The 21,084-nt window shown below is 70.5% G+C and carries 19 protein-coding genes and 2 tRNA genes; 4 read left to right on the top strand and 17 right to left on the bottom strand.

Annotation, left to right across the window (positions count from 1 at the left end; translation table 11 throughout):
- Positions 1-44 precede the first annotated feature (44 nt).
- Positions 45-117, bottom strand: a tRNA-Glu gene (locus GQR16_RS00240).
- 86 nt (positions 118-203) lie between these two features.
- Complete coding sequence (locus tag GQR16_RS00245) at positions 204-1,109, bottom strand: diacylglycerol/lipid kinase family protein (protein WP_157413163.1); 906 nt, start codon at positions 1,107-1,109, stop codon at positions 204-206.
- A gap of 62 nt (positions 1,110-1,171) precedes the next feature.
- Here GQR16_RS00245 and GQR16_RS00250 point away from each other — a divergent pair, with 62 nt between their 5' ends.
- Positions 1,172-1,810, top strand: coding sequence for an MBL fold metallo-hydrolase (locus GQR16_RS00250; protein WP_157413164.1), 639 nt, complete (start codon positions 1,172-1,174; stop codon positions 1,808-1,810).
- Between the two features lie 64 nt (positions 1,811-1,874).
- On the opposite strand, the gene GQR16_RS00255 is transcribed toward GQR16_RS00250, so the two are convergent.
- Positions 1,875-4,316 carry a transglycosylase domain-containing protein gene (locus tag GQR16_RS00255; RefSeq protein WP_157413165.1) on the bottom strand — a complete coding sequence of 814 codons (2,442 nt, stop codon included), beginning with the start codon at positions 4,314-4,316 and terminating at the stop codon, positions 1,875-1,877.
- A 147-nt stretch (positions 4,317-4,463) separates the two neighbouring features.
- A complete protein-coding gene (locus GQR16_RS00260) occupies positions 4,464-4,760 on the bottom strand; it encodes a DUF2277 domain-containing protein (RefSeq protein WP_157413166.1) in 297 nt (98 codons plus the stop codon).
- A gap of 140 nt (positions 4,761-4,900) precedes the next feature.
- Between GQR16_RS00260 and GQR16_RS00265 the strand changes: the two genes are divergently transcribed.
- A complete protein-coding gene (locus GQR16_RS00265; RefSeq protein WP_157413167.1) occupies positions 4,901-6,310 on the top strand; it encodes a GntR family transcriptional regulator in 1,410 nt (469 codons plus the stop codon).
- Here GQR16_RS00265 and GQR16_RS00270 read toward each other — a convergent pair.
- From GQR16_RS00270 to GQR16_RS00300, 7 genes are all read right to left on the bottom strand, one after another.
- Positions 6,307-7,191, bottom strand: coding sequence for a DUF1684 domain-containing protein (locus tag GQR16_RS00270; protein ID WP_157413168.1), 885 nt, complete (start codon positions 7,189-7,191; stop codon positions 6,307-6,309). The two genes, GQR16_RS00265 and GQR16_RS00270, sit on opposite strands and share 4 nt — an antisense overlap.
- A gap of 71 nt (positions 7,192-7,262) precedes the next feature.
- Positions 7,263-8,624, bottom strand: coding sequence for an acyl-CoA thioesterase/bile acid-CoA:amino acid N-acyltransferase family protein (locus tag GQR16_RS00275; protein ID WP_157413169.1), 1,362 nt, complete (start codon positions 8,622-8,624; stop codon positions 7,263-7,265).
- Positions 8,621-9,625, bottom strand: a complete 1,005-nt coding sequence (locus GQR16_RS00280; protein WP_157413170.1) for an Ldh family oxidoreductase — start codon at positions 9,623-9,625, stop codon at positions 8,621-8,623. The genes GQR16_RS00275 and GQR16_RS00280 overlap by 4 nt, the downstream gene beginning before the upstream one ends.
- Positions 9,610-10,443: an ABC transporter permease gene (locus GQR16_RS00285; RefSeq protein ID WP_157413171.1), complete on the bottom strand. Its 834-nt coding sequence runs from the start codon at positions 10,441-10,443 to the stop codon at positions 9,610-9,612. The genes GQR16_RS00280 and GQR16_RS00285 overlap by 16 nt, the downstream gene beginning before the upstream one ends.
- A complete protein-coding gene (locus GQR16_RS00290; protein ID WP_157413172.1) occupies positions 10,443-11,222 on the bottom strand; it encodes an ABC transporter ATP-binding protein in 780 nt (259 codons plus the stop codon). Before GQR16_RS00290 ends, GQR16_RS00285 begins: the two co-directional genes overlap by 1 nt.
- Positions 11,222-12,271, bottom strand: a complete 1,050-nt coding sequence (locus tag GQR16_RS00295; protein ID WP_211373395.1) for an ABC transporter substrate-binding protein — start codon at positions 12,269-12,271, stop codon at positions 11,222-11,224. Before GQR16_RS00295 ends, GQR16_RS00290 begins: the two co-directional genes overlap by 1 nt.
- A 414-nt stretch (positions 12,272-12,685) precedes the next feature.
- Positions 12,686-12,757: transfer RNA gene (locus GQR16_RS00300), tRNA-Gln, on the bottom strand.
- 187 nt (positions 12,758-12,944) lie between these two features.
- Between GQR16_RS00300 and GQR16_RS00305 the strand changes: the two genes are divergently transcribed.
- Entirely contained in the window at positions 12,945-13,745 is an 801-nt protein-coding gene (locus GQR16_RS00305; protein WP_157413173.1) for an NYN domain-containing protein, read from the top strand.
- 72 nt (positions 13,746-13,817) lie between these two features.
- On the opposite strand, the gene gltX is transcribed toward GQR16_RS00305, so the two are convergent.
- Positions 13,818-15,332: a glutamate--tRNA ligase gene (gene gltX / locus GQR16_RS00310; protein WP_157413174.1), complete on the bottom strand. Its 1,515-nt coding sequence runs from the start codon at positions 15,330-15,332 to the stop codon at positions 13,818-13,820.
- A gap of 58 nt (positions 15,333-15,390) precedes the next feature.
- Positions 15,391-16,335, bottom strand: coding sequence for a LysR family transcriptional regulator (locus tag GQR16_RS00315; RefSeq protein WP_157413175.1), 945 nt, complete (start codon positions 16,333-16,335; stop codon positions 15,391-15,393).
- 81 nt (positions 16,336-16,416) lie between these two features.
- On the opposite strand from GQR16_RS00315, the gene GQR16_RS00320 reads away from it, so the two are divergent.
- Positions 16,417-17,466: an aminotransferase class V-fold PLP-dependent enzyme gene (locus GQR16_RS00320; protein WP_157413176.1), complete on the top strand. Its 1,050-nt coding sequence runs from the start codon at positions 16,417-16,419 to the stop codon at positions 17,464-17,466.
- 48 nt (positions 17,467-17,514) lie between these two features.
- Here the strand turns inward: GQR16_RS00320 and GQR16_RS00325 are convergent, their stop codons facing one another.
- From GQR16_RS00325 to GQR16_RS00340, 4 genes are read right to left on the bottom strand one after another with little or no spacing between them, the layout of a single operon-like run.
- Positions 17,515-18,285: a fumarylacetoacetate hydrolase family protein gene (locus GQR16_RS00325; RefSeq protein WP_157413177.1), complete on the bottom strand. Its 771-nt coding sequence runs from the start codon at positions 18,283-18,285 to the stop codon at positions 17,515-17,517.
- Between the two features lie 9 nt (positions 18,286-18,294).
- The gene (locus tag GQR16_RS00330) at positions 18,295-18,810 is read right to left on the bottom strand and encodes a GNAT family acetyltransferase (protein ID WP_246200361.1); all 516 of its coding nucleotides are present in this window, start codon (positions 18,808-18,810) and stop codon (positions 18,295-18,297) included.
- Complete coding sequence (locus GQR16_RS00335) at positions 18,807-19,922, bottom strand: branched-chain amino acid aminotransferase (protein WP_157413178.1); 1,116 nt, start codon at positions 19,920-19,922, stop codon at positions 18,807-18,809. Before GQR16_RS00335 ends, GQR16_RS00330 begins: the two co-directional genes overlap by 4 nt.
- Positions 19,923-19,944: 22 nt before the next feature.
- Positions 19,945-21,006, bottom strand: a complete 1,062-nt coding sequence (locus GQR16_RS00340; protein ID WP_157413179.1) for a 3-isopropylmalate dehydrogenase — start codon at positions 21,004-21,006, stop codon at positions 19,945-19,947.
- Positions 21,007-21,084: the final 78 nt, after the last annotated feature.

The following is a 21,084-nucleotide window of genomic DNA, read 5'->3' on the forward strand; positions in this document are numbered from 1 at the left end:
AGGAGCGGAGGCATTCCGGTGTTGCCAGCAAGTTCACGAATCCGTGACCCCAGCGGGATTTGAACCCGCGCTGCCGCCGTGAGAGGGCGGTGTCCTAGGCCGCTAAACGATGGGGCCGAACTGACAACTTGAAGAGTATGACACAGGTTCGGCGTGCGCTCCAAATCGGGCCGGGGCTCGAGCACCCCGCGGCATCCGATCGCTCAGACGAACACTCGGAGCGCCCCGGGCACCACCTCGACCTCGATGGGCAGCACCCCGACGCGCTCGCCGTCGGCGTAGGCCGCGACGTCGCTCGCATCGAGCGAGACCCGGTGCGCCGAGACGAACTCGACGGCCGGGTGGTCGGTGTGCTCGCCCCGGAAGACCTTCGGGAACACCGCGATGAGCCTGGCCCGGGAGATCGGGTGCACGATGAACACGTCGAGCCGCCCGTCGGAGAGATCGGCATGCGGCACGAGCTTCATGCCGCCGCCGATCGACGAGCCGTTCGCCACCGAGACGAGCATGGCCTTCTGCTCACGGCGCACGCCGTCGATCGTGATCGTGTATGAACGCGGACGGAAGGTCGCGAGTTCGCGCACGAGCGCGATCGTGTAGCGACTCGGCCCCCGGGGGCGGGTCATGCGGTTCGCACGCTCATTCACGAGCGCGTCGAAGCCCGCCGAGACGATGCCCGCGAACCACACGGGCGCCGAGTCGCCGCGACGGACCACGCCGGCGTCGATGGTGCGCGGCTCCCGCTCGAGGGCTTCCAGCAGCACCTCGATGCCGGCGAGCGGATCCTCGAACGGGAGTCCGAGTCCCCGTGCGAGGTCGTTGCCGGTTCCGGCGGCGACGACGCCGAACGGCACGCCCGTGCCGGCGACGATGTTGACGGCGAGAGAGACCATGCCGTCGCCGCCCACCACCAGGAGCGCATCGGTTCCGCGGGCGAAGGCGTGCTCGGTCTCACGTCGGAGCAGCTCGAAGTTGGCCTCCTGCAGCAGCACGACCTCATGACCGGCCTCGATCAGCCGCGCGACCGCGATCGAGCCGACATCACGATGCCGTCCGAACGAGGCGGACGGGTTCACCGCGACGATCACGCGCTTGGGGCTTCGGGTCATGCAGAGATTCTGGCAGGCGCGCGGGCTTGCATCGCACGCGCGAACCGGTGTTTGCTCGGAGCATGCGCCTGACGAAACTCGAACATGCCGCTCTCGTGATCGAAGACTCGGGCGATCGGCTCTTCGTCGACCCCGGCAACTACACCACGCCGATCACGGATGCCACGGGCGCCGTCGCGGTCGTGATCACCCACGAGCACGCCGACCATTGGAGCCCCGACCAGCTGCGGCGCATCATCGACGCGAGTCCCGACGTGCGGCTGTTCGGGCCCGCCGGGGTCGCGGCCGCGGCATCCGACTTCCCGATCGAGACCGTCGCCCCCGATGACGTGATCGAGATCGGCCCGTTCCATCTGCGGTTCTTCGGCGGCCGCCATGCCGAGATCCACTCGTCGATCGACATCATCGACAACCTCGGCGTGATCGTGAACGAGGCGTTCGCGTACGCGGGCGATTCCTTCGTCGTGCCCCCTGGCCTCGATGTCGACCTGCTGGCCGCGCCGGCCGGCGCACCCTGGATGAAGATCTCCGAGTCGATGGAGTACGTGCAGGCCGTTGCGCCCAAGCGCGTGTTCGCGACGCACGAGATGGTGCTCTCGCAGTTCGGCAAGGACCTCTCGCACGCGCGTCTCGCGTGGGCCGTGGAGCAGTCGGGCGGCGAGTACGTGCGGCTCGAGCCGGGCGACACGCTGGACTTCTGACGCGCGACCGAGCCGCCCGGGCCGACGCACCGGCCGTGAGGACCACGGCCGGTGCGCGACCGGATCAGTCGTCGCCGTTCGGCCCGCCGCGCCCCTCGTCGTCGCGGGGTTCGAGGGTTCTGCCCCCGTCGTTCCCGTTCCCGCCGTCGCCCTGTCCGCCCGTGTCGGGGGAAGGCGCGGGAGGAGCCGGCGCCGGAGCCGGTGCGGGTGCAGGTGCCGGCGGCACGTACTGGGGTACATCGTCGAACGGGGACGGCGAGGTGTAGGGCGCCACCGGGCCCGGACCGTCCATGCGGAACTCGCCGCCGCCGTACTTCGCGTTGGCCGCGGACATCACGATCGGCCACATGCGGTGACGGGCGGTGGCGGCCGATCCCGAATCGAACGAGATGGCGCGCTGATTCGCATCTCCGTTCACGCTGACGACCGCTGCTGCGGTCGCGACCCTCGTGCTCGCCCCGACCATCCACGTGTCCTTCGCACCATCGGTGGTTCCGGTCTTGCCGATCAGCGGAACCCACGGCGCGGTCGCCGCACTCGACTGCTGGCCGGTGCCGTTCGACATGACGCGCGACATCGCGTAGTGCATCGCGCCGGCCACCTCGGGGGTCACCGCCGCCGCGCACGTCGACTTCGGAGGCGTGATCTCCTCGCCATCGGCGCCGACGATGCGGTCGATCGCGATGGGCGTGCAGGCGACGCCGTCGTTCGCGATCCCTGCGAACGCGACCGCCATGCTGAGGGGCGCGACCTCGTTGATCCCGAGCACCGCCGACGGGTACTGCACGAGCGGATTGCCGTCGGCCCGGTGCACGCCGAACGCCTGGGCCTTCTGCGCGATTCCGCACTGGTCGATGAGCTTGGCCATGCCGAGGAAGCCGGTGTTGATCGACCCGATGGTCGACTCCAGCGCGCTGTAGTTACCGCCCGCCTCATTCGCGTCGTTGCGGGGATTCCACCCCGGGTCGGCGTACTGCGTGCCGAGACAGCTGTCGTTGAACGCACCCCAATTGCTCTTGCGGCTCGAGTTGACGCGCTCGGTCAGCGCATGCCCTTCGGCGAGCCATTCGGCGAGCGTGAACACCTTGTACGACGATCCGGGCTGGAATCCGCTCGAGCCGCCGTAGTCGTAGTCGGTGTTGTAGTTGATGCCGGTGACGAACGGATGCCCGGCCACGACCTCGGGGTCCTGGCTGTACAGCTTGTTCTGGGCCATGGCGAGCACGCGCCCGGTGCCGACCTCGACGCTGGAGATCACCGCGCCGACGTCCCACCCGGGGAAGGTCGACGGAACGTTGTCGTTGATCGCCTTCTCGGCGGCGTACTGCAGGTCGAGGTCGAGGCTCGTGTAGATCTGGTATCCCCCGCGACGGAAGTTCAGCATGCGCGCTTCGTCGTCGTCGCCGAACGTGGGGTCGTTCTGGAGGATGTGCTTCACGTAGTCGCAGAAGAACGCGGACCCGCCTGCGGTCTGGCATCCGGTGCTCGGCTCGTTGAGCGAGGGTTCGACCGCGGTCGCGATCGCCTCCGCATACTGCGGCTCCGTGATCTTCTTCTCGCGGAGCATCTGTCGCAGGAGGTAGTCGCGGCGATCGCGGTTCGCGGCGTACCCGTTGGCCGCGCCGTTCGTCTCGCTGTCGGGCTTGTCGAGCTGGAACTTCACGGGGTTGTTCACGATGGCGACGAGCGAGGCCGCCTGCGGCAGCGTGAGGTTCGCCGCGGTCGTGTTGAAGTAGTAATTGGCGGCGGCTTCGATGCCGTACACCGTTCCGCCGAAGCCCGCGATGTTCAGGTACCCGAGCAGGATCTCGTTCTTCGTGTAGCGCTTCTCGACGCCGATCGCGAGCCGCATCTCCTTGAGCTTGCGATCGATGCTCGTCTCGGTCGCGCTGTCGTAGCACGCGAGCCGCTCCTCTTCGACCAGCGCGAACCGTTCGTCGCCGGTCAGTGCCGCGACCTCGTCATCGGTCATGTCGCTGAACGCGGTGGTGTCGGCCTCGCGCTCGCACTGCTGCACACGGACGTTCTTGACGTACTGCTGCGCGATCGACGACCCGCCCTGCGTCGCACCGCCGGCCGCCGTCGTCAAGGCCGCGCGGATCGTGCCCTGCAGGTCGACGCCGCCGTGATCGTAGAATCGCGGATCCTCACCGGCGACGGTGGCATCCTTCACGAACGGGCTGATCTGATCCCACCCGACCTCGACCCGGTTCTGGTCGTAGAACGACGCGAGCAGCACCGTGCTGCCGTCGGAGCGCGTCGCGTAGATGTTGCTCTTCTGCGAGAGATCGCCGATCTTGAGGTACCCGGGCAACCGTTCGAACGTGTCGATGGTTCCGGATGCCGCCATGCCGACGGTCGCGAGCGCCGGAGTCACCCCGACGACGATCAGCGCGGCCGCCATCGAGCTCGCCACGATCAGACCGAGCACACCGCCGAGCACACCCAACGGCGTCCGCGTCTCCGCGAAGTCGCGGTTGCGCTTGTTGCGTTCCGTCACACTCACCCCCCGAACCGACCCGTCGTTCGGTAGGGGCGAACGACCGTGGTCACCTCAATGGAACCTCACGTCGGGGTGCATGTCCAGCACCTGCGATCTCGGGCGCGCCGAGCCACCTCGCCCCGTGGTCCGGAGGGCTCCACGGAGTCGCCGTCACGCTGTCGCAGTGCGGATCCGCACCTCGCGTTCCATTCGCTTCTCATGCCGTTGACGACCTTTGATCGCCTCGGCTTCGCGGCTCTTCGGAGGCGCGTTCGTGACGAGCCCGTCGAGCATCCTGCGCGTCGCCTCCGCGATCTCGTCGATCGCGCGATCGAACGCCTCGGTGTTCGCGCGGGACGGATGCGTCGACCCGCTGACCTTGCGCACGAACTGCAGTGCGGCCTCGCGCACCTCGTCATCGGTGGTCGGCGGCTCGAAGTTGTGGAGCACCCTGATGTTCCGGCACATGCCGACGAGGGTACGCCGGGCTCGCCGCGACCGCGACCGGGCAACGCGCGAACCGCGGTGGTCGGGTTCGACCCGCAAAGCGGCCCGGGCGACCTCGACGGGTCGGCCTGCCCGGTCCCGCGTGTGGTGGACTGGAGCATATGGATGCCGAAGGCCTGGTCGCCCGTCTCGCGAGCAGCGTCGCGAACACGGGTTCCGCACGCCTCGCCCAGACCATCGGCACGCTCATCTCCTCGGGCGAGCTCCGACCCGGCATGAAGCTGCCGCCCATCCGGACCATCGCGCAGGCGCTCGGCATGAGCCCGTCCGCCGTCGGGCAGTCGTGGAGCTCGCTCCGCGAACGCGGACTGATCGAGACGAGGACCCGCGGCGGCACGGTGGTGATGGGTCCGCGGTCATCGCCGCACCCGGTGCGGTTCGCCCAGCTCGTGACCGCGGCCGACGCCGGCGAGTCGGACCTCGGGCGACCGTTGCCCGACCCGACGCTCCTCCCCGACGTGCGCAGCGTCTTCGCCCGGGTGGCCGCGGAGACGCCCGATCTCAACCTGAGCGATCCCCCGGCCGCGACGGCGCGACTCCGCGAGGCCGCTCGCGCGCACTGGCCGTTCGCCGTCGAAGACGTCATGGCCGTGCATCGCGGCATCGACGGGGTCGAGCAGGCGCTGCTCGCGCTCGTGCAACGTGGCGAGACCGTCGCGGTCGAGGATCCGAGCGTGCCCCGCGTCCTCGACATCGTCGACCGCCTGGGCCTGCGCGTGCTCCCGATCGCCTGGCGCGAGCGTGGACCCGACCTGCGGGAACTCGGCCGCGCGGTGCGCGCGGGGGCGAAGGCGTTCCTGTACCAGCCGAACGGCCATTCGCCGACGGGTGCGAACGTCGACGACGAGTGGTTGTCTGCCGCGGCGGCCGTCCTGCAGCCGAGCGGCACCCTCGCGATCGAGCTCGACAACTTCGCGCTCCTGCACGAAGAGCGGCGCACACTCGGTCGGTCGCTACCCGAGACCACGCTGCTCATCGACGGGTTCGGCTCCTCGCACGGCCCCGATGTGCAGGTCGCCCTGCTCGGCGGGTCGGCCGCCGCGGTCGAACGGGTGCGCCAACAGGTCGCGTACTCGCACCGGTGGGTGAGCCGTCTGCTGCAGGACTCGCTCGCGTGGATGCTGCTGGATCCCGGCACGCGGCAGCACGTCGCGCGTTCGGCGGCCGAGTACGGCCGCCGCCACGCGACCGCCCGCGACTGGCTGCGGTCGAACAGGCTCGACGTCTCGACGTCGACGACGGCGCCCTCGATCTGGATTCCGGTCGCCGACGACGACGCCGTGACCGCGCGGCTCGCGGAACGGGGCATCAGCGTGCTGCCGGCACGGCTGTTCGAGCGGCGGCGCGCACACAGACGGCACATCCACATCAACGGCGGTGTCGACGTCGAGTCGCATCTCGCCGACTTCGAGATCCTCGTCGAGATCGTCGACGCGGTCGCAGCAGAGGAGCGTGCCGCCAGGCGCGATCGCGACCGCGCACTCCGCGAAGCGGGCGACTACCAGATCTAGGCGCTCGCCGGCTGAACGTAGGTGAGCACCCGCGCGACGTCGGTCGCTGGCCGCTGCTCGCCGGCGAGCACCTCGAAGTCGAGGTGGTTCTCGCGAGGCGGCAGAGGGCACGTGACGAAGTTCGTGAACGCGCACGGCAGGGCCGTCGCGTAGTTGAAGTCGATGTGGTCGATGCGCTGCGCGTCGCGATCGGCGAACTGCAGTTCGATCACGCGTCCGGCGCCGTACGTCGTGCGTCCGCTCGTCAGGTCGCGGACATGCGCGACCGGCTGCACGCCGTACGCGGCGTCCTTGCCGATGATCTCGAGGTCGTACGACGCGCCCCCGTGCTCGAAGCGCAGGGTGCCGATGCGGGCGGTCGTCTCGCGGACGCCCGTCTCGACGGTGGGTGCCTCGATGTCGCGGCGCTCGGCGGGCGTGAAGCTCGCCGGAATGCGCCACGCCGGATCGTAGTCGTAGGCGGTCAGTCCCGAGAGATCGGTCTCCGCCGAGGCCCGGGGGTCGCGCACGCGGATCGCGTGCAGCTGTTCGCCTCCGTCGCTCGTGCGCACGATGGTCTCGACCTCGAGGTCGCCGAAGTACACGGGCGCGCTCGTGCCGTGCCCGTAGGTCTGGTTGCGACCGGGCCGGATCTCGACCGGTCCATTCGGGTACTCGCCGTCGACGGAGAGGCTGGGCCCGTCTGCCGGAGGGGTGAAGAGGACCCGACCCCGTTCGACACCCCACGTGCCGGGCAGCAGGTCGAACGTCGCGCCCTGCTCTCCCTCGGTCAACCAGTACTGGGCGACGAGGGCAGTCCAGCCGTAGGGGCGCGCGAGCTCCGCCGTGCGGGCGTGACGCCATTCCCGCCACTGTCCGACGAGGTGTTCGATCGTTGGCATGGAGTGCTCCTTCTCTGGGTTCTCGCGGTGCTCCGCGTGCGATGTGCTGATGGGGGTCGACGGTCGTCGGGTCATCGGGAGCCCGCGGCCCGCTCGATGAAGGCGCAGACCCGTTCGAACGAGTCCGCACTCGCCCGCGCGTTGCCGACGGGCGTGCCGCCGTTCGAGTAGTGCACGCCCGAGACGGGGTGCACGCGCTCGATGTCGGTGCTCGGCAGGTTCGGCAGCGCGATGCCGTGGCCCGCGTCCTCGTAGTCGAGGTGGAGCCGCTCGGCCTGGTGGCCGTTGCGCTCGAGCGTGCTCATGACCATGCGGGACGCCATGCTCGAGGGCCATGCACGGTCATCGAGGCCGGAGATGCAGGCGACGGGCCCGGCGAATCGCTCGATCGGAATCCGCGATGCCGCGGCGAGCGCGCGATCGCGAAGTCCGTCGACGTAGACGTCGGAGTGACGTGTGGGCGGCGGCTCGTCGTTCCAAGGCTGCCAGCGCACCTCGCGGTTGTCGTTCCAGAGGTGCTCGAGCTCGACGCCGTCGAGGGTCCAGGCCGGTCCGTTCCAACCGTCGGCCGGGTCTGCGGCGCCCTGCGCGCCGAATGCGAACGCACCCGGCACGAACGCGGCGACGCCCTGCACCTTCTCCGGGAAGGTCGACGCCAGCAGCAGCGAAAGCTCGCCGCCGCGCGACTGGCCGCTGACCACGGCGCGGCCGCCGGCCGGCTCGAACTCGGTGTTCACGAGGTCGAGGGCGCGCTCGAAGTACTCGAGCGGGGTGCGCGAGATGTACGGGGAAAGGCCGGGCGCGCGGAAGTATCCGAGCGCGATGGCCTGGATGCCTCGGCTCGCGTACTGCGCGGCGCGTGCCTCGTTGATGCCGCCGCCCGAGCCGTTGAGCACGAGCACCGTCGGGAACGGCCCGGCACCGGTCGGGCGGAATCGTGCGCCGACGAGGCCGTCCTGTCGGATCTCCGTGCGCTGGACGTCGTCGGCGAGCAGCCACTGCTCGACCTCGACGCTCGAGTGCTCGATGCCGGCGGCGCCCGGTCCGTCGACATCGAGGAAGCCGGTGCCCGCCTCCGCGCGGGCCGTCAACCGGGTGAGCAGCGGAAGGCCGACGTCGGCCGGTTCGCTCGGGCCCGTGCCGTCGCCTTCGCGCCGCTGCGACCAGAACAGCCCCATCGAGTCGGCCGTCCGGTAGTCGCCCGACACCGGGGCGTCGCGGTCGAGATCGACGCGCCCTTCGGCGTCGGCGAGGAAGGTGGCCTGGGCCGCCCAGTCCGTCGTACCGCGCCGCGTCTCGGAACGCACGGTGACGAGCGACCCGGGCGTCGCATGCTCGACGACGACGGCTCGGCGCTGCCACAGCGGCCCGGATCGCGGGGAGACGGCAAGGTCGAGGGGTCGGCCGGCCGCGGCATCCGCACCCCGGCTCATCGCGCCGCTCCCCCGCCGATCGAGGCGAGCCACTCGGCGGCCGCCGTCGTCAGGGTGATCGTCTCGGGCAGGGCGTCGAGCGACGGCGGCAGGGCATCGAACCTGGCGGGCAGGTGACCGCCGGCTGCGCGCCAGTCCTCGCCGAGCCGTGCCGAGGCGCCGGTCGCGTCGACCGCACCCGCGGCCTTCGGGTCGAACGCGATCACGATCGCACCCCTGGTGGCGGGCTGGCGGGCATCAGCCGTCCGGCCGCCGACGCCCACGCCGGCGACGAGCTCGACCACGAGGCCCGTGAGGGACCCGAGCAGACTGTCGGGCAGGATCGCGCCGACCGCGGCCGGATCGGTCGTGGGGCGCCCATCGCGGTCGACGAGGAGTCCTGCCGCGAGCGGAGCCTGCTCGGCCTGCGCACGGCGTACCACAGCAAGCGTCACGGGCGAGCTCGCGTAGTCGACGACGAGCGGATGCTGCGCCGCGCGCGGCACGCCGATCGCGAGCGGGTTCGTGCCGATCGCGGCGGTCGTCGCCCCCCACGGCGCGACCGCGGCCGGCGACTGCGCCGCGACCACGCCGATCGCGCCGCCGAGGGCGAGCGATCGGGCCGCGCAGCCCAGCACCCCCATGGCGCCCGCACCGCGGATGCCGACGATCGCGGCGCCCGCGAGCTGCACGCGCTCCTCGGCGAGCCGGACTGCAGCGGCGAGCGCGAGGATTCCCGGCGCGGCCGACGCGTCGATCGCGGCCGCCGCCACGGCACCGCGGCCCTCAGCAGGCGGTTCGGCCGCGGCATCCGTCGAACCCTCGATCGCGTCGAGGCGATCGAGATCGCGTCGGAGCATGCCGACCCCGAATTCGGGAAGCCCGAGCAGTTCGGCCTGGAGCAGCCAGAGCGATGCGCGCTCGACATCGGCGGGATCGGCGTCGAACGGCGCGAACAGCGCCGTCAGCGATGCGACGGCCTCGGCTCGGGCGATCGAGCGGGCGTTCAGTACTTGACCCATGGCACCAGTCGACGTTCCAGCAGTCCTTCGAGGGCGGTCGCACCGTAACCGAGCGCCGAGATCGTGACGATGCCGACGTACATCTTCGACACGGCGAAGGTCGACCACGAACTCCAGATCATGTAGCCGAGCCCGCTCTGCGCGCCGACGAACTCGGATGCCGCGATGATGACGAAGGCGCCGCCGGTCGCGAGCTTGATGCCCGTGAAGATCGACGGAAGGGCGTACGGCAGCGACACCGTGAACCGGCGCTGGATGCGCGACGCGCCGTTCGCGCGAGCCACGTCGTCGAAGAGCGGGGGCGTCTGCATGACACCGCTCATCGTGTTGAAGAACAGGTAGAAGAACACGCCGATCGCGACGATGACGTACTTGCTCGTCTCGCCGAGCCCGAAGATCAGGAGCAGCAGGGGGTAGATCGCGACCTTCGGAATCGGGAGCAGGCTCGAGAACACGGGCTCCAGGAGCAACCGCACCGAACGCACCGATCCGAGCAGGAGCCCGAGCAGGAGTCCGGGGATCGCGCCGAGCACGAAACCGACCGCGATGCGCGAGAGCGTCATGAGCGCGTCGGTGATGAGCCGCCCGGAGACCAGGAGCTCGATGAAGGTCTCCACGATCGCCGTGGGCGGCGGAAAGAAGCGCGCATCGAGCACGCCCAAGCGGCTGAGCACCTCCCACACGACGAGGAGGAACACCGGGGTGTACGGTCCGAGGCGGCGGATCCAGACGGACCCTCGTTCGGCCCTGACCGCGTCCTCGAGCTGTGCCGTGATCTGGTCGCGGTCGGACGTGACGCGCGTGTCGACGGTCGTCATCAGGCGGCGACCTCCTCGTCGTCGTCTCGAGCGGCATCGTCGCGCTCGAGCAGGTTCCAGAGCTGGTAGGTGATCTCCCCGTAGCGGGGGTCGCGCCGCAGCGCGATGATGTCGCGGGGCCGACCGAACGGGATCTCGACCTCCGCGATGATGCGCCCGGGGCGGTGCGACATGACCACGACGCGGTCGGCGAGGGTCAGCGCCTCGTCGACGCTGTGCGTGATGAACAGCACGGCTTTCGACGTCTGCTCCCAGATGCGCAGGAGCTCCTGCTGGAGCACCACCCTGGTCTGCTCGTCGAGCGCGCCGAACGGCTCGTCCATGAGCAGGACACTGCCGTCGTCGGCGAGCGCGCGGGCGACCGAGGTGCGCTGGCGCATGCCGCCCGAGATCTGCGCGGGGTAGTAGCTCGCGAACTCGGTGAGCCCCACCAGGTCGAGCAGCTCGGCGACCCGGGCGGCCCGCTGCGCCCGCGGCACACGGCGCAGGCGCAGCGGATAGGCGATGTTCTCGGCCACCGTCAGCCACGGGAACACCCCGTGCTCCTGGAAGACCACCGATGGGCGGCTCGGCGTCTCGACCGTGCCGAGGCTCGGCTTCTCGAGGCCCGCCGCGATGCGGAGCAGCGTGCTCTTGCCGCAGCCCGACGGGCCGAGCACGCACACGAACTCGCCCTCGCGCACCTCGAGCGAGACGTCCTCGAGCGCGACCAGCACGTCGTCCTTGGATTCCGCGCTCGGGTAGGCCTTCCAGAGGTTGCGGACGGAGAGGCCGCTCATCACTCGGCGGAGTCTGCCGCGGTGGCGGCGGCCTTCTCGAGGATGTCGGCGCGGAAGACGTCCTCGATGCCCGAGTCGCCGTCGAACTCGAGCGCACCCCGGTCGCGGAAGAACGCCTCCTGGCGGGCGACGTCGCTCCAGTCGATCGTGCCCTCGGGGTCCTGCACGGTCAGGCCGATCGCGGTGAGCGTCTCGACGGGCAGGTCGGTGTACTGGGCGATGATGGCCTGGTCGTCGGCATCCTGCCACCCGCCGTCGGCGAGCTCGTGGACCGCCTTGAGGTAGGCCGCGGTGAAGGCCTCGACGGCCGCAGGGTGCTGCTCGACGTACTCGGTGTTGAACACGAGCGCACCGAGCTCGACGCCCGCGTGGTAGCTCACGTCGAGGATCTCGTGCCCGAGGTCCTGGGCGATGACGGCCGACGAGATGGGTTCGATCGACCAGGTGGCGTCGACCGACCCGTTCGCGAGCGCGGCCGGGATGTCGCCGGGGCTGAGGTTCACGAGTTCGACGTCGTCGAGCGAGAGTCCGGCCGACTCGAGTGCGAGGGCCACCGAGTAGATGCCGAAGCCGCCGTCGCCAGGGATGCCGATCTTCTTGCCCTTGAGCTCCTCGGCCTCGGTGATGCCCGACTGCTCGGATGCGAGGATCGGCGAGGGGTTCTTGCCCTCCTCGGGGATGCGCGACACGCTCGCGATCACCGAGAGCGACGCGCCCGCCTTGGTCGCGTTGAAGAGGCCGGCGCCCCACGTCGCACCACCGGCGGTGATGTTGCCGGTCGACACCTGCTGGTAGGTCTCGCCCGAGCTGCCGCTCTTCGAGATGAGTTCCACGTCGACGCCGGCGTCCTCGAAGTAGCCCTTCTCCTCGGCGAGGAAGAACGGGGCGTAGTCGGCGTAGGGCGAGTACAGGAAGGTGATCTTCGGAGCGTCCTCAGCGGACTCGCTCGCGCCCTCGCTGGCGCCTGCCGCGCTGCTGCAGCCGGCCATCAGCACGGCGGTGGCGAACAGGGCGATTCCTCCGGCGAGGCGACGGCGACGAGTACTCATGGCGTGAGCTCCAATGACTGGGCGGAACCGGGCTCGGTTCCAGCGTGCGGATACGACGAAGCGCCGCCACCGAGCGGGCGGCCCGGCCGGGAGGTCGTCTCGCGGCTCACGGTCCTGATGCTCGATGCAGTGCGCTGAAGCGACTGTAGATCGAGGGGCCGGTCGGCGCCGAACTCTGTTACCGCGCGGTTTTCCGTGGACAAACGGATGTCGCGCGCACGCCTCGTGCGCACGGGCAGGCGGCGTCCGTCGAGCGCCGCTCCGCGAGCACGGCGACGGTGGTCGCGGTCGGCGGATCGGACGGCGTCGGCGGGCCGAGCGGAAGGAGACGGCACGCGCCGGACGGATCGCGCAGCGCTATCGAAATGCACCCGGATACGCGAAAACCCCCGCCTGAGCGGGGGTTCTTCACTGCTGGGGTACCTGGACTCGAACCAAGAACAAAGGTACCAGAAACCTCCGTGTTGCCAATTACACCATACCCCAATGGCTTCGGAACCGTGTTCCGCGCCGAGATAAGACTCTATCTCATGGATCGGCAGCCGACAAACTGAGCAGGTCTCAGCGCGCTGAGCGGCCGCTGGATGCGTGCCGAACATCGCCTGAGGCTTCGCCCGCAACCCCGCCAATGCGGGGCAGCGCCGCGGCGCGCACCCCTGCCAGTCTGTGCAACATGCCCGAGTCCAATGACCTGCTGGCCGTCCTGATCGATGCCGACAACGTCTCCCCCGCGCGCATCGAGGCGGTGCTCACCGAGGTCGCCCGATTCGGCACGTCGTCGGTCAAGCGCATGTACGGAGACTGGACCAGCACGAATCTGAGCGGCTGGAAGGCTGCCGCCAGCGCACATGTCATCCAGCCGATCCAGCAGTTCGCCAACACGACGGGCAAGAACGCGACCGACAGCGCGCTCATCATCGACGCTATGGACCTGCTCTACACCGGCCGGTTCACGGGCTTCTGCATCGTGTCCTCCGACAGCGACTTCACGCGACTCGCGGCCCGCATCCGCGAGCAGGGCATCACGGTCTACGGGTTCGGGGAGCGCAAGACGCCCGAGTCGTTCCGCAACGCCTGCGACCGATTCACGTACCTCGAGGTCATCGACGCGCCGAAGGAGACGGATGCCGCGCAACAGGCGGTGCAGCCCGTCCCGCAGATCGACCAGCAGCAACGCCTCCGTGCCGACGGTCGACTCGTCATCGCGCTGCGGGCCGCGGTGAGCACCGCAGCCGACGAGAGCGGTTGGGCGAAGCTCTCACCCGTCGGGTCGCTCCTCCGCAAGCAGCAACCCGACTTCGACTCGCGCAACTGGGGATACGCGAAGCTCTCGGACCTGGTGCGTGCGACCGGTCTCTACGAGGTGAAGGTGCAGGCGAACGGCGTCCTCGTGAGGCCGAGGTCATCAGCACCCCCGCGCCTCGCGGAGACCGCCCAACGCACGGCGGCGACGCAGGCGAAGGCGAACGCCTGACCGCGTATCGAACGACGGATGCCGCGGGCATCACGCCCGCGGCATCCGGTCACCGCATTTCGAGTGGAGGGCTCAGCCCAGCTTCGCCGCGAGCCCGTCGAGCCGCGCGAGCGAGTCGATCTTGCCGAGAATCTGCATGGACTCGAAGAGCGGCGGAGAGATGCGGCGGCCGGAGATCGCCGTGCGCACGGGGCCGAACGCGACGCGGGGCTTCAGGCCGAGGCCGTCGATGAGGGCGCCGCGCAGCGCCTCCTCGATCTGGTCGTGGGTCCACGCGTCGGCCGGCAGGCGGTCGAGGGCCTCGCGCGAGGCGGCGAGCACCGCGGCGGCGTCGGCGGGGAGCCCCTTGAGGGCGTCATCGTCGATCGTGAGGCCCGCGGCATCCGTGAACAGGAAGCCCAGCATGCCGGGCGCCTCGCCGAGCAGGGCGATGCGCTCCTGCACGAGCGGAGCGGCTTCGGCGAGGATCGCCGCCTGGGCGGGCGTCGGCGGCCCGGTGAGCACGCCCGCGGCCTCGAGGTAGGGCACGGTGCGCGCGGCGAAGTCGGCGGGCTCGAGCAGGCGGATGTGGTCGCCGTTGATCGACTCGGCCTTCTTCTGGTCGAAGCGGGCCGGGTTGGGGTTCACGTTCGCGACGTCGAATGCGGCGATGAACTCGTCGCGGCTGAACACGTCGCGGTCGGCCGAGTAGCCCCAGCCGAGCAGCGCGAGGTAGTTGACGAGGCCCTCGGGGATGAACCCGCGGTCGCGGTGGTGGAACAGGTTCGACTCGGGGTCGCGCTTGGAGAGCTTCTTGTTGCCGTCGCCCATGACGTAGGGCAGGTGGCCGAAGCGGGGCACGAACGTCGTCACGCCGATGTCGATGAGCGCGTGGTAGAGCGCGATCTGGCGCGGCGTCGAGCTCAGGATGTCTTCGCCGCGGAGCACGTGCGTGATGCCCATGAGCGCGTCGTCGACGGGGTTGACCAGCGTGTAGAGCGGCGCGCCGTTCGGGCGCACGAGCACGAAGTCGATCGTCGAGCCGACCGGGAAATCGATGCGGCCGCGGACGAGGTCGTCGAAGCCGAGGTCGGCCTCCGGCACGCGCAGGCGCAGCGCGGGCTCGCGACCCTCGGCGCGGAACGCGGCCTTCTGCTCGTCGGTGAGGTCGCGGTCGTAGTTGTCGTAGCCGAGCTGCTTCGGGCGACCGTTCGCGAGGTTGCGCGCGTCGATCTCCTCTGCCGTCGAGAACGACTCGTAGAGGTGCCCGGCCGCCTTCAGCCTGGCGATGACGTCCTGGTAGATGTCGCCGCGCTGCGACTGGCGGTAGGGCTCGCTCGGGCCGCCCTTGTTGACGCCCTCGTCCCAGTCGAGGCCGAGCCAGGTGAGCGCGTCGATGATCTGGTCGAAGCTCTCCTCGCTGTCGCGCGCGGCATCGGTGTCTTCGATGCGGAACACGAAGGTGCCGCCCGTGTGGCGCGCATACGCCCAGTTGAAGAGCGCGGTGCGGACGAGGCCGACGTGCGGCGTGCCGGTGGGCGACGGGCAGAAGCGCACGCGGACGTCGCTGCCGGTGGCGGTGGTCGTGGGGTGGGTTGTCTCAGACATCCCCTCAATCGTACCGAGGGGCGGGGCGCGTCGAGGGGCGGATGCCGCACCCGGGCGATCAGCGCCCGGCTGCGAGGTGCTCGAGCACGGCCACCGCGGCGGCGACGGCGGGCACCCGTGCCCCGCCGCGCGCGGTCACGAGGTGCAGCGAGCGCACGTCTCCCCCGGCGGTGGGCCGCACGACCACGCCCGGCCGACGCGGCGAGGCCGCGAGCGCGAGCTCGGGCAGCAGCGCGACGCCGAGCCCCTGCGCGACCATGCTCTCGACGGCCACGAAGTTGTCGGTCTCGAATCCGATGCGGGGGCGGAACCCGGCGCCGTCGGTGAGTTCGAGGAGGTGCCCGCGGCAGCTGGGGCATCCGGCGATCCAGGCGTCGTCGGCGAGGGCGGCGAGGTCGACGGCGTCCGACCCGGCAGCCGGGTGCCCGTCGGGCAGCACGACCCGCATGGGTTCGGCTCCGATCGAGCGCACGTCGAGGCCGCGCGCGCGTTCGGTGTGCGGGTCGTCGCGGTCGCCGGGATAGCTGAAGGTGATGGCGAGGTCGGCGCGATCGGCCCGAACGGCGGCGACCGCCTCGGGCGGCTCGGCCTCGACGTAGGTGACGGTGACGCCCGGATGCCGCGCCGCGAGGCCCGCGATGAGCTTCGGCACCAGCGTGGCCGACGCCGACGGGAACGCCGCGAGGCGCACCCGCCCGGCCCGGAGCCCCCGGATCTCGGCGAGTTCGCCGGCCGCGGCCTCGAGCGCGGTCGCGACGGCGTTGGCGTGCCTGGCCAGCACGCGCCCCGACTGCGTGAGCCGGATGCCGCGGCCCGCCCGCTCGACGAGGGCGATGCCCGTGCGCTGCTCGAATCGGCGCAGGTGCTGGCTGACTGCGGGCTGGCTGTAGCCGAGCGAGTCCGCCGCGGCGGTGAGCGATCCGTGCTCGGCGATGCGCCGCACGAGCCGCACGGTCAGCAGGTCGAGGGATTCGGCGAGGGCGTCGATCGAGGCATCCGACATGCCTGAATCATAACGTGTAGGTATGTGTTCGATCACTTACCTGCCGTTGTGCAATGGAACGATCGGTCGGAGGCTGGATGCATGCACCACGAGCGATCCCGATACATCGGCGGCCGCGGCTACCTCGCCGCCTGCACCCTGGGCCTGCCGGCCGATGTCACGCGCGACGCCGTGCGCCGCGACCTCGATGCCTGGGCCGCCGGCACCGCGACCGCGGCCGACTACTCGGCGAGCCTCGAGCGTTCCCGCGCCCATGCCGCGAGCCTGCTCGGCGCGGCCCCGCGACAGGTCGCCACCGGATCCCAGGTCTCGGTCTTCACCGGCCTCGTCGCGGCATCCGCACCTCGCGGCGCCGAGGTGCTCTGCGTCGACGGCGACTTCTCGTCGGTCGTCGCTCCGTTCCTCGCGCACGGCGGCCTGCGCGTGCGACACGTGCCTCTCGACGCGCTCGCCGACGCCGTCACGCCCGCCACCGCCTACGTCTCGTACTCGCTCGTGCAGTCGTCGACGGGCGAGATCGCGAATGCCGCGGCCATCGCCGAGGCCGCGCGCGCCGCCGGCGCGTTCACCCTCGTCGACACGACGCAGGCGACCGGGTGGATGCCCACCGACGACCTCGACGCCGACGTGCTCGTCTGCCACGCCTACAAGTGGCTGAGCTCACCGCGCGGCGCCGCGTTCGCCGCCTTCTCGGATCGGGCGATCGAAGAGGTCACCCCGTTCACGGCTGGCTGGTACTCGGGCGCCGACCCCTGGACCTCGTGCTACGGACCCGACCTCCACGTCGCACCCGATGCCACCCGCTTCGACGTCTCCCCCGCGTGGAACGCGTGGGCCGGTGCCGAGGCCGCACTGGAGCTCGCCGCCTCGCTCGACATGCACGAGGTCCGGCGGCACGACCTGGCGCTCGCGAACTCGTTCCGCGCGGGCATCGGACTCGAGTCGTCCGACAGCGCCATAGTCTCGTGGGCCGACCCCGACGGCTGCGACCTCGGGGCGATGACCGCAGCCGGCATCGCCGCCTCGGGTCGCGCGGGTCGTGCCCGCGCGGCGTTCCACGTGTGGAACGACGAGGAGGACGTGGCGCTCGCGCTCAGGTCGCTCCGGCCGCGGGCGGCGTTCGCGATCTGATCGGCGCCGAGCCGGAGTCCGATCCGTTCGAGCGCGGGAGCGCCGGCGCTACGCCCGACGCACCGGGTTCGACAGCGTGCCGAGCCCCGAGACCGAGACCTCGACGGTGTCGCCGTCGACGATCGGCCCGACGCCGGCGGGCGTTCCGGTGAGGATCACGTCGCCGGGCAGCAGCGTGAACACGCTCGAGGCATAGGCGATGATCGCGGGGATCGAGTGCACCATGTCGGCCAGTCGCCCCTCCTGTCGACGCTCGCCGTTGACGCTCGTCTCGATCGTGCCGTTCACGAGGTCGAGCTCGGTGTCGATCACGGGGCCGAGCGGGCAGAACGTGTCGAAGCCCTTTGCGCGCGCCCACTGCCCGTCGCGCTGCTGAAGATCGCGGGCCGTCACGTCGTTCGCGATCGTGTAGCCGAAGACGACGCTCGCGGCGTCGGCCTCGGCGACGTTCTTCGCGATGCGGCCGATGACCACGGCGACCTCGCCCTCGTGTTCGACCCGCTCGCTCTGCGGCGGGAGCACGATCGTGTCGGCCGGACCGATCACCGACGTGTTGGGCTTCAGGAAGAGCAGCGGCTCGCTGGGGGCCTCGCCGCCCATCTCGGCGGCGTGCTCGCGGTAGTTCTTGCCGACCGCGACGATCTTCGAACGCGGGATGACGGGGGCCAGCAGTGTGGCGGCCGCGAGCGCGACCCGCTCGCCCGTGGGCTCGTAGCCCGCGAACATCGGGTCGGCCTTCAGGACGATGAGCTCGTGCTCCTCCTCGTCGACGATACCGAACGAGATGGACTCACCATGCGAGAAGCGCGCGATCTTCATGCGTCCAGCCTACGGCGCGTCGACCCGGGATTCGTCGGGGCGGGGTTGGTCATGGCGAGGTCCGTCGGGGATGAGCCGCTTGCCGAGGCTCGCGACGTCGTCGACCTCGTAGCCGAGGCTGCGGTAGAACGCGATGACTCCCGCGTTGGTCGAGCGCACCTGGAGGTTGAGCTTGGGGCAGCCCCGCTCGGCGAGCAGGCGCTCGGCCTCGGCCATCAGACGCGCGCCCAGGCCCGCTCCGCGCCGTGAGCCGTCGACCGCGAGGTAGTTGACCCACCCGCGGTGCCCGTCGTAGCCGATCATCGCGGTCGCGACCAGCGCTCCCCCGGCCTCGCCGACGAGGAACAGCTCGGGCTGCACGGCCAGCTTGCGCTCGATGTCGAGGTACGGGTCGTTCCACGGCACCACGAGCCCGGCCGCGCGCCACAGCGCGACGACCGGCTCGGTGTCGGCGACCGCGAAGGGGCGGATGCGCACGGCGTCGGCTGCGGCATCCGCCCCTTCGGGCAGATCGGAAGGGCTCACGCGTCGAGGCGCAGCATCCAGCCGTGGCGGTCTTCGCGACGCCCGTACTGGATGTCGGTGAGCTCCTCGCGGAGCGACAGCGCCAGGTCGGATGCCTCGGCGTGCGTGTGCACGATCTCGAAGTCCTCGGCGAGCAGGCGCCCGATGGGCACCACGACGGCGGCCGTGCCGCACGCGAACGCGCCCACGATGTCGCCGGACTCGACGCCGGTGCGCCACTCGTCGATCGAGATGGGACGACGCTCGACCGTGTGGCCGCGGTCGGCCGCGAGCTGCAGGATCGAGTCGCGCGTGATGCCCTCGAGGATCGACGCGGACTCGGGCGTCACGAGCGTGCCGTCGCGCTTGACGATGACGACGTTCATGCCGCCGAGCTCTTCGAGGTTGCCGGCGTCGTCGAGGAAGGCGACCTGCTGGCAGCCCTTCTCGTAGGCCTCGGCCTGGGGCAGCAGGCTCGACGCGTAGTTGCCGCCGGTCTTGGCCGCACCCGTTCCGCCCTTGCCGGCGCGCGCGTACTGGGTGGAGAGCCAGATGTTCACGGGCGCGACGCCGCCGGGGAAGTACGCGGCCGCCGGGCTCGCGATGACGTAGTACGCGACCTTCTTCGCCGGGCGCACGCCGAGGAACGCCTCTTTCGCGAACATGAACGGACGCAGGTACAGGCTCGTCTCGGGGGCGCCGGGCACCCACTCGGCGTCGACCTCGATGAGCTTCTTCAGCGACTCGATGAAGATCTCGCTCGGCAGCTCGGGCAGCGCGAGGCGCCGTGCCGAGCGCTGCATGCGCGCCGCGTTCTCGTACGGGCGGAACGTGTGGACGGAGCCGTCGGCGTGACGGTACGCCTTCATGCCCTCGAAGATCTCCTGCGCGTAGTGCAGCACCGCAGCCGCCGGGTCGAGCGAGATCGGGCCGTAGGGCGTCACGCGCGGACGGTGCCACCCGCCCTTCTCGGACCAGCACACATCGACCATGTGATCGGTGAAGTGGTTGCCGAAGCCGGGGTCGGCGAGGATCTCGGCGCGCGCCTCTGGCGACTTCGCCTGGTCGTTGCGAACCGTCTGCCAGATGAGCCCTGCGGGAGACGGAGCCTGGAGCGGGAGGTTGATCGTCATGATGGGTCCTTCAGTCGATGAGTCAGTCGAGTGAGCCGATGCGAGCGGCGATCGCGTCGCCGACCTCGGGGGTCGAACGACGTGCGTCGCCGCGCTCGGCGATGTCGGCGGCGACCGCACGCTCGACCTCTGCCGCGGCATCCGCCTCGCCCAGATGGCGGAGCAGGAGTGCGACGGAGAGGATCGCGGCCGTGGGGTCGGCGATGCCCTTCCCGGCGATGTCGGGTGCGGAACCGTGAACCGGCTCGAACATGCTGGGGAATCGGCCGTCGGGGTTGATGTTGCCCGAGGCTGCGAGACCGATGCCGCCGCTGATCGCGCCGGCCAGATCGGTGAGGATGTCGCCGAAGAGGTTGTCTGTGACGATGACGTCGAATCTAGCAGGATCCGTCACGAAGAAGATGGTCGCGGCATCGATGTGCAGGTAATCGACGGCGACGTCGGGATACTCGAGCCCGACGGCGTCGACCGTGCGCTTCCAGAGCGAACCGGCGAACACGAGCACGTTGGTCTTGTGCACGAGCGTCAGCTTCTTGCGGGGGCGGGCGGATGCCGCGGCGAACGCGTAGCGCACGACGCGCTCGACGCCGTACGCCGTGTTCACCGACACCTCGTTGGCGACCTCGGCGGGCGTGCCCGTGCGGATCGCGCCGCCGTTGCCGACGTACGGACCCTCGGTGCCCTCGCGCACCACGACGAAGTCGACCTCGCCCGGGTTCGACAGGGGGCTCACGACGCCCGGGTGCAGCACCGTCGGACGCAGGTTCACGTAGTGGTCGAGCTCGAAGCGGAGCTTCAGCAGCAGGCCGCGCTCGATGTTCGCGCCGGCCAGCCGGGGATCGCCCGGCGTGCCGCCGACCGCGCCGAGCAGGATCGCGTCGTACTGCTTGATGGCGCTCAGGTCGTCGTCGGTCAGCACGTCGCCGGTCTCGAGGTAGCGCGCGGCCCCCAGCGAGTACGGCGTCTGCTCGATGACCAGATCGGTGCCGCGAACGGCCGCGTCGAGCGCTTTCAGCGCCTCTGAGACGACCTCAGGGCCGATCCCGTCACCGGGGATGACTGCGAGTTTGACCGTTCGTACCATGGAATTCCCTTCGTGCGCCAGCCCTCACAGCGTATCGGCTGGCGAGGCTAGCCTGAGCCCGCTGCCGGAGATCCGGCC

The sequence above is a fragment of the Agromyces allii genome, assembly GCF_009749385.1.
Taxonomy (GTDB): Bacteria; Actinomycetota; Actinomycetes; order Actinomycetales; family Microbacteriaceae; genus Agromyces; species Agromyces allii.

Coding starts and splice junctions, on each gene's coding strand:
- GQR16_RS00335 (WP_157413178.1), bottom strand. CDS start 19,922: ATGACGATCAACCTCCCGCTCCAGGCTCCGTCTCCCGCAGGGCTCATC.
- GQR16_RS00270 (WP_157413168.1), bottom strand. CDS start 7,191: ATGCCAACGATCGAACACCTCGTCGGACAGTGGCGGGAATGGCGTCAC.
- GQR16_RS00340 (WP_157413179.1), bottom strand. CDS start 21,006: ATGGTACGAACGGTCAAACTCGCAGTCATCCCCGGTGACGGGATCGGC.
- GQR16_RS00320 (WP_157413176.1), top strand. CDS start 16,417: ATGCACCACGAGCGATCCCGATACATCGGCGGCCGCGGCTACCTCGCC.
- GQR16_RS00285 (WP_157413171.1), bottom strand. CDS start 10,443: ATGACGACCGTCGACACGCGCGTCACGTCCGACCGCGACCAGATCACG.
- GQR16_RS00305 (WP_157413173.1), top strand. CDS start 12,945: ATGCCCGAGTCCAATGACCTGCTGGCCGTCCTGATCGATGCCGACAAC.
- GQR16_RS00280 (WP_157413170.1), bottom strand. CDS start 9,625: ATGGGTCAAGTACTGAACGCCCGCTCGATCGCCCGAGCCGAGGCCGTC.
- GQR16_RS00250 (WP_157413164.1), top strand. CDS start 1,172: ATGCGCCTGACGAAACTCGAACATGCCGCTCTCGTGATCGAAGACTCG.
- GQR16_RS00290 (WP_157413172.1), bottom strand. CDS start 11,222: ATGAGCGGCCTCTCCGTCCGCAACCTCTGGAAGGCCTACCCGAGCGCG.
- GQR16_RS00265 (WP_157413167.1), top strand. CDS start 4,901: ATGGATGCCGAAGGCCTGGTCGCCCGTCTCGCGAGCAGCGTCGCGAAC.
- GQR16_RS00295 (WP_211373395.1), bottom strand. CDS start 12,271: ATGAGTACTCGTCGCCGTCGCCTCGCCGGAGGAATCGCCCTGTTCGCC.
- GQR16_RS00245 (WP_157413163.1), bottom strand. CDS start 1,109: ATGACCCGAAGCCCCAAGCGCGTGATCGTCGCGGTGAACCCGTCCGCC.
- gltX (WP_157413174.1), bottom strand. CDS start 15,332: ATGTCTGAGACAACCCACCCCACGACCACCGCCACCGGCAGCGACGTC.
- GQR16_RS00260 (WP_157413166.1), bottom strand. CDS start 4,760: ATGTGCCGGAACATCAGGGTGCTCCACAACTTCGAGCCGCCGACCACC.
- GQR16_RS00315 (WP_157413175.1), bottom strand. CDS start 16,335: ATGTCGGATGCCTCGATCGACGCCCTCGCCGAATCCCTCGACCTGCTG.
- GQR16_RS00275 (WP_157413169.1), bottom strand. CDS start 8,624: ATGAGCCGGGGTGCGGATGCCGCGGCCGGCCGACCCCTCGACCTTGCC.
- GQR16_RS00325 (WP_157413177.1), bottom strand. CDS start 18,285: ATGAAGATCGCGCGCTTCTCGCATGGTGAGTCCATCTCGTTCGGTATC.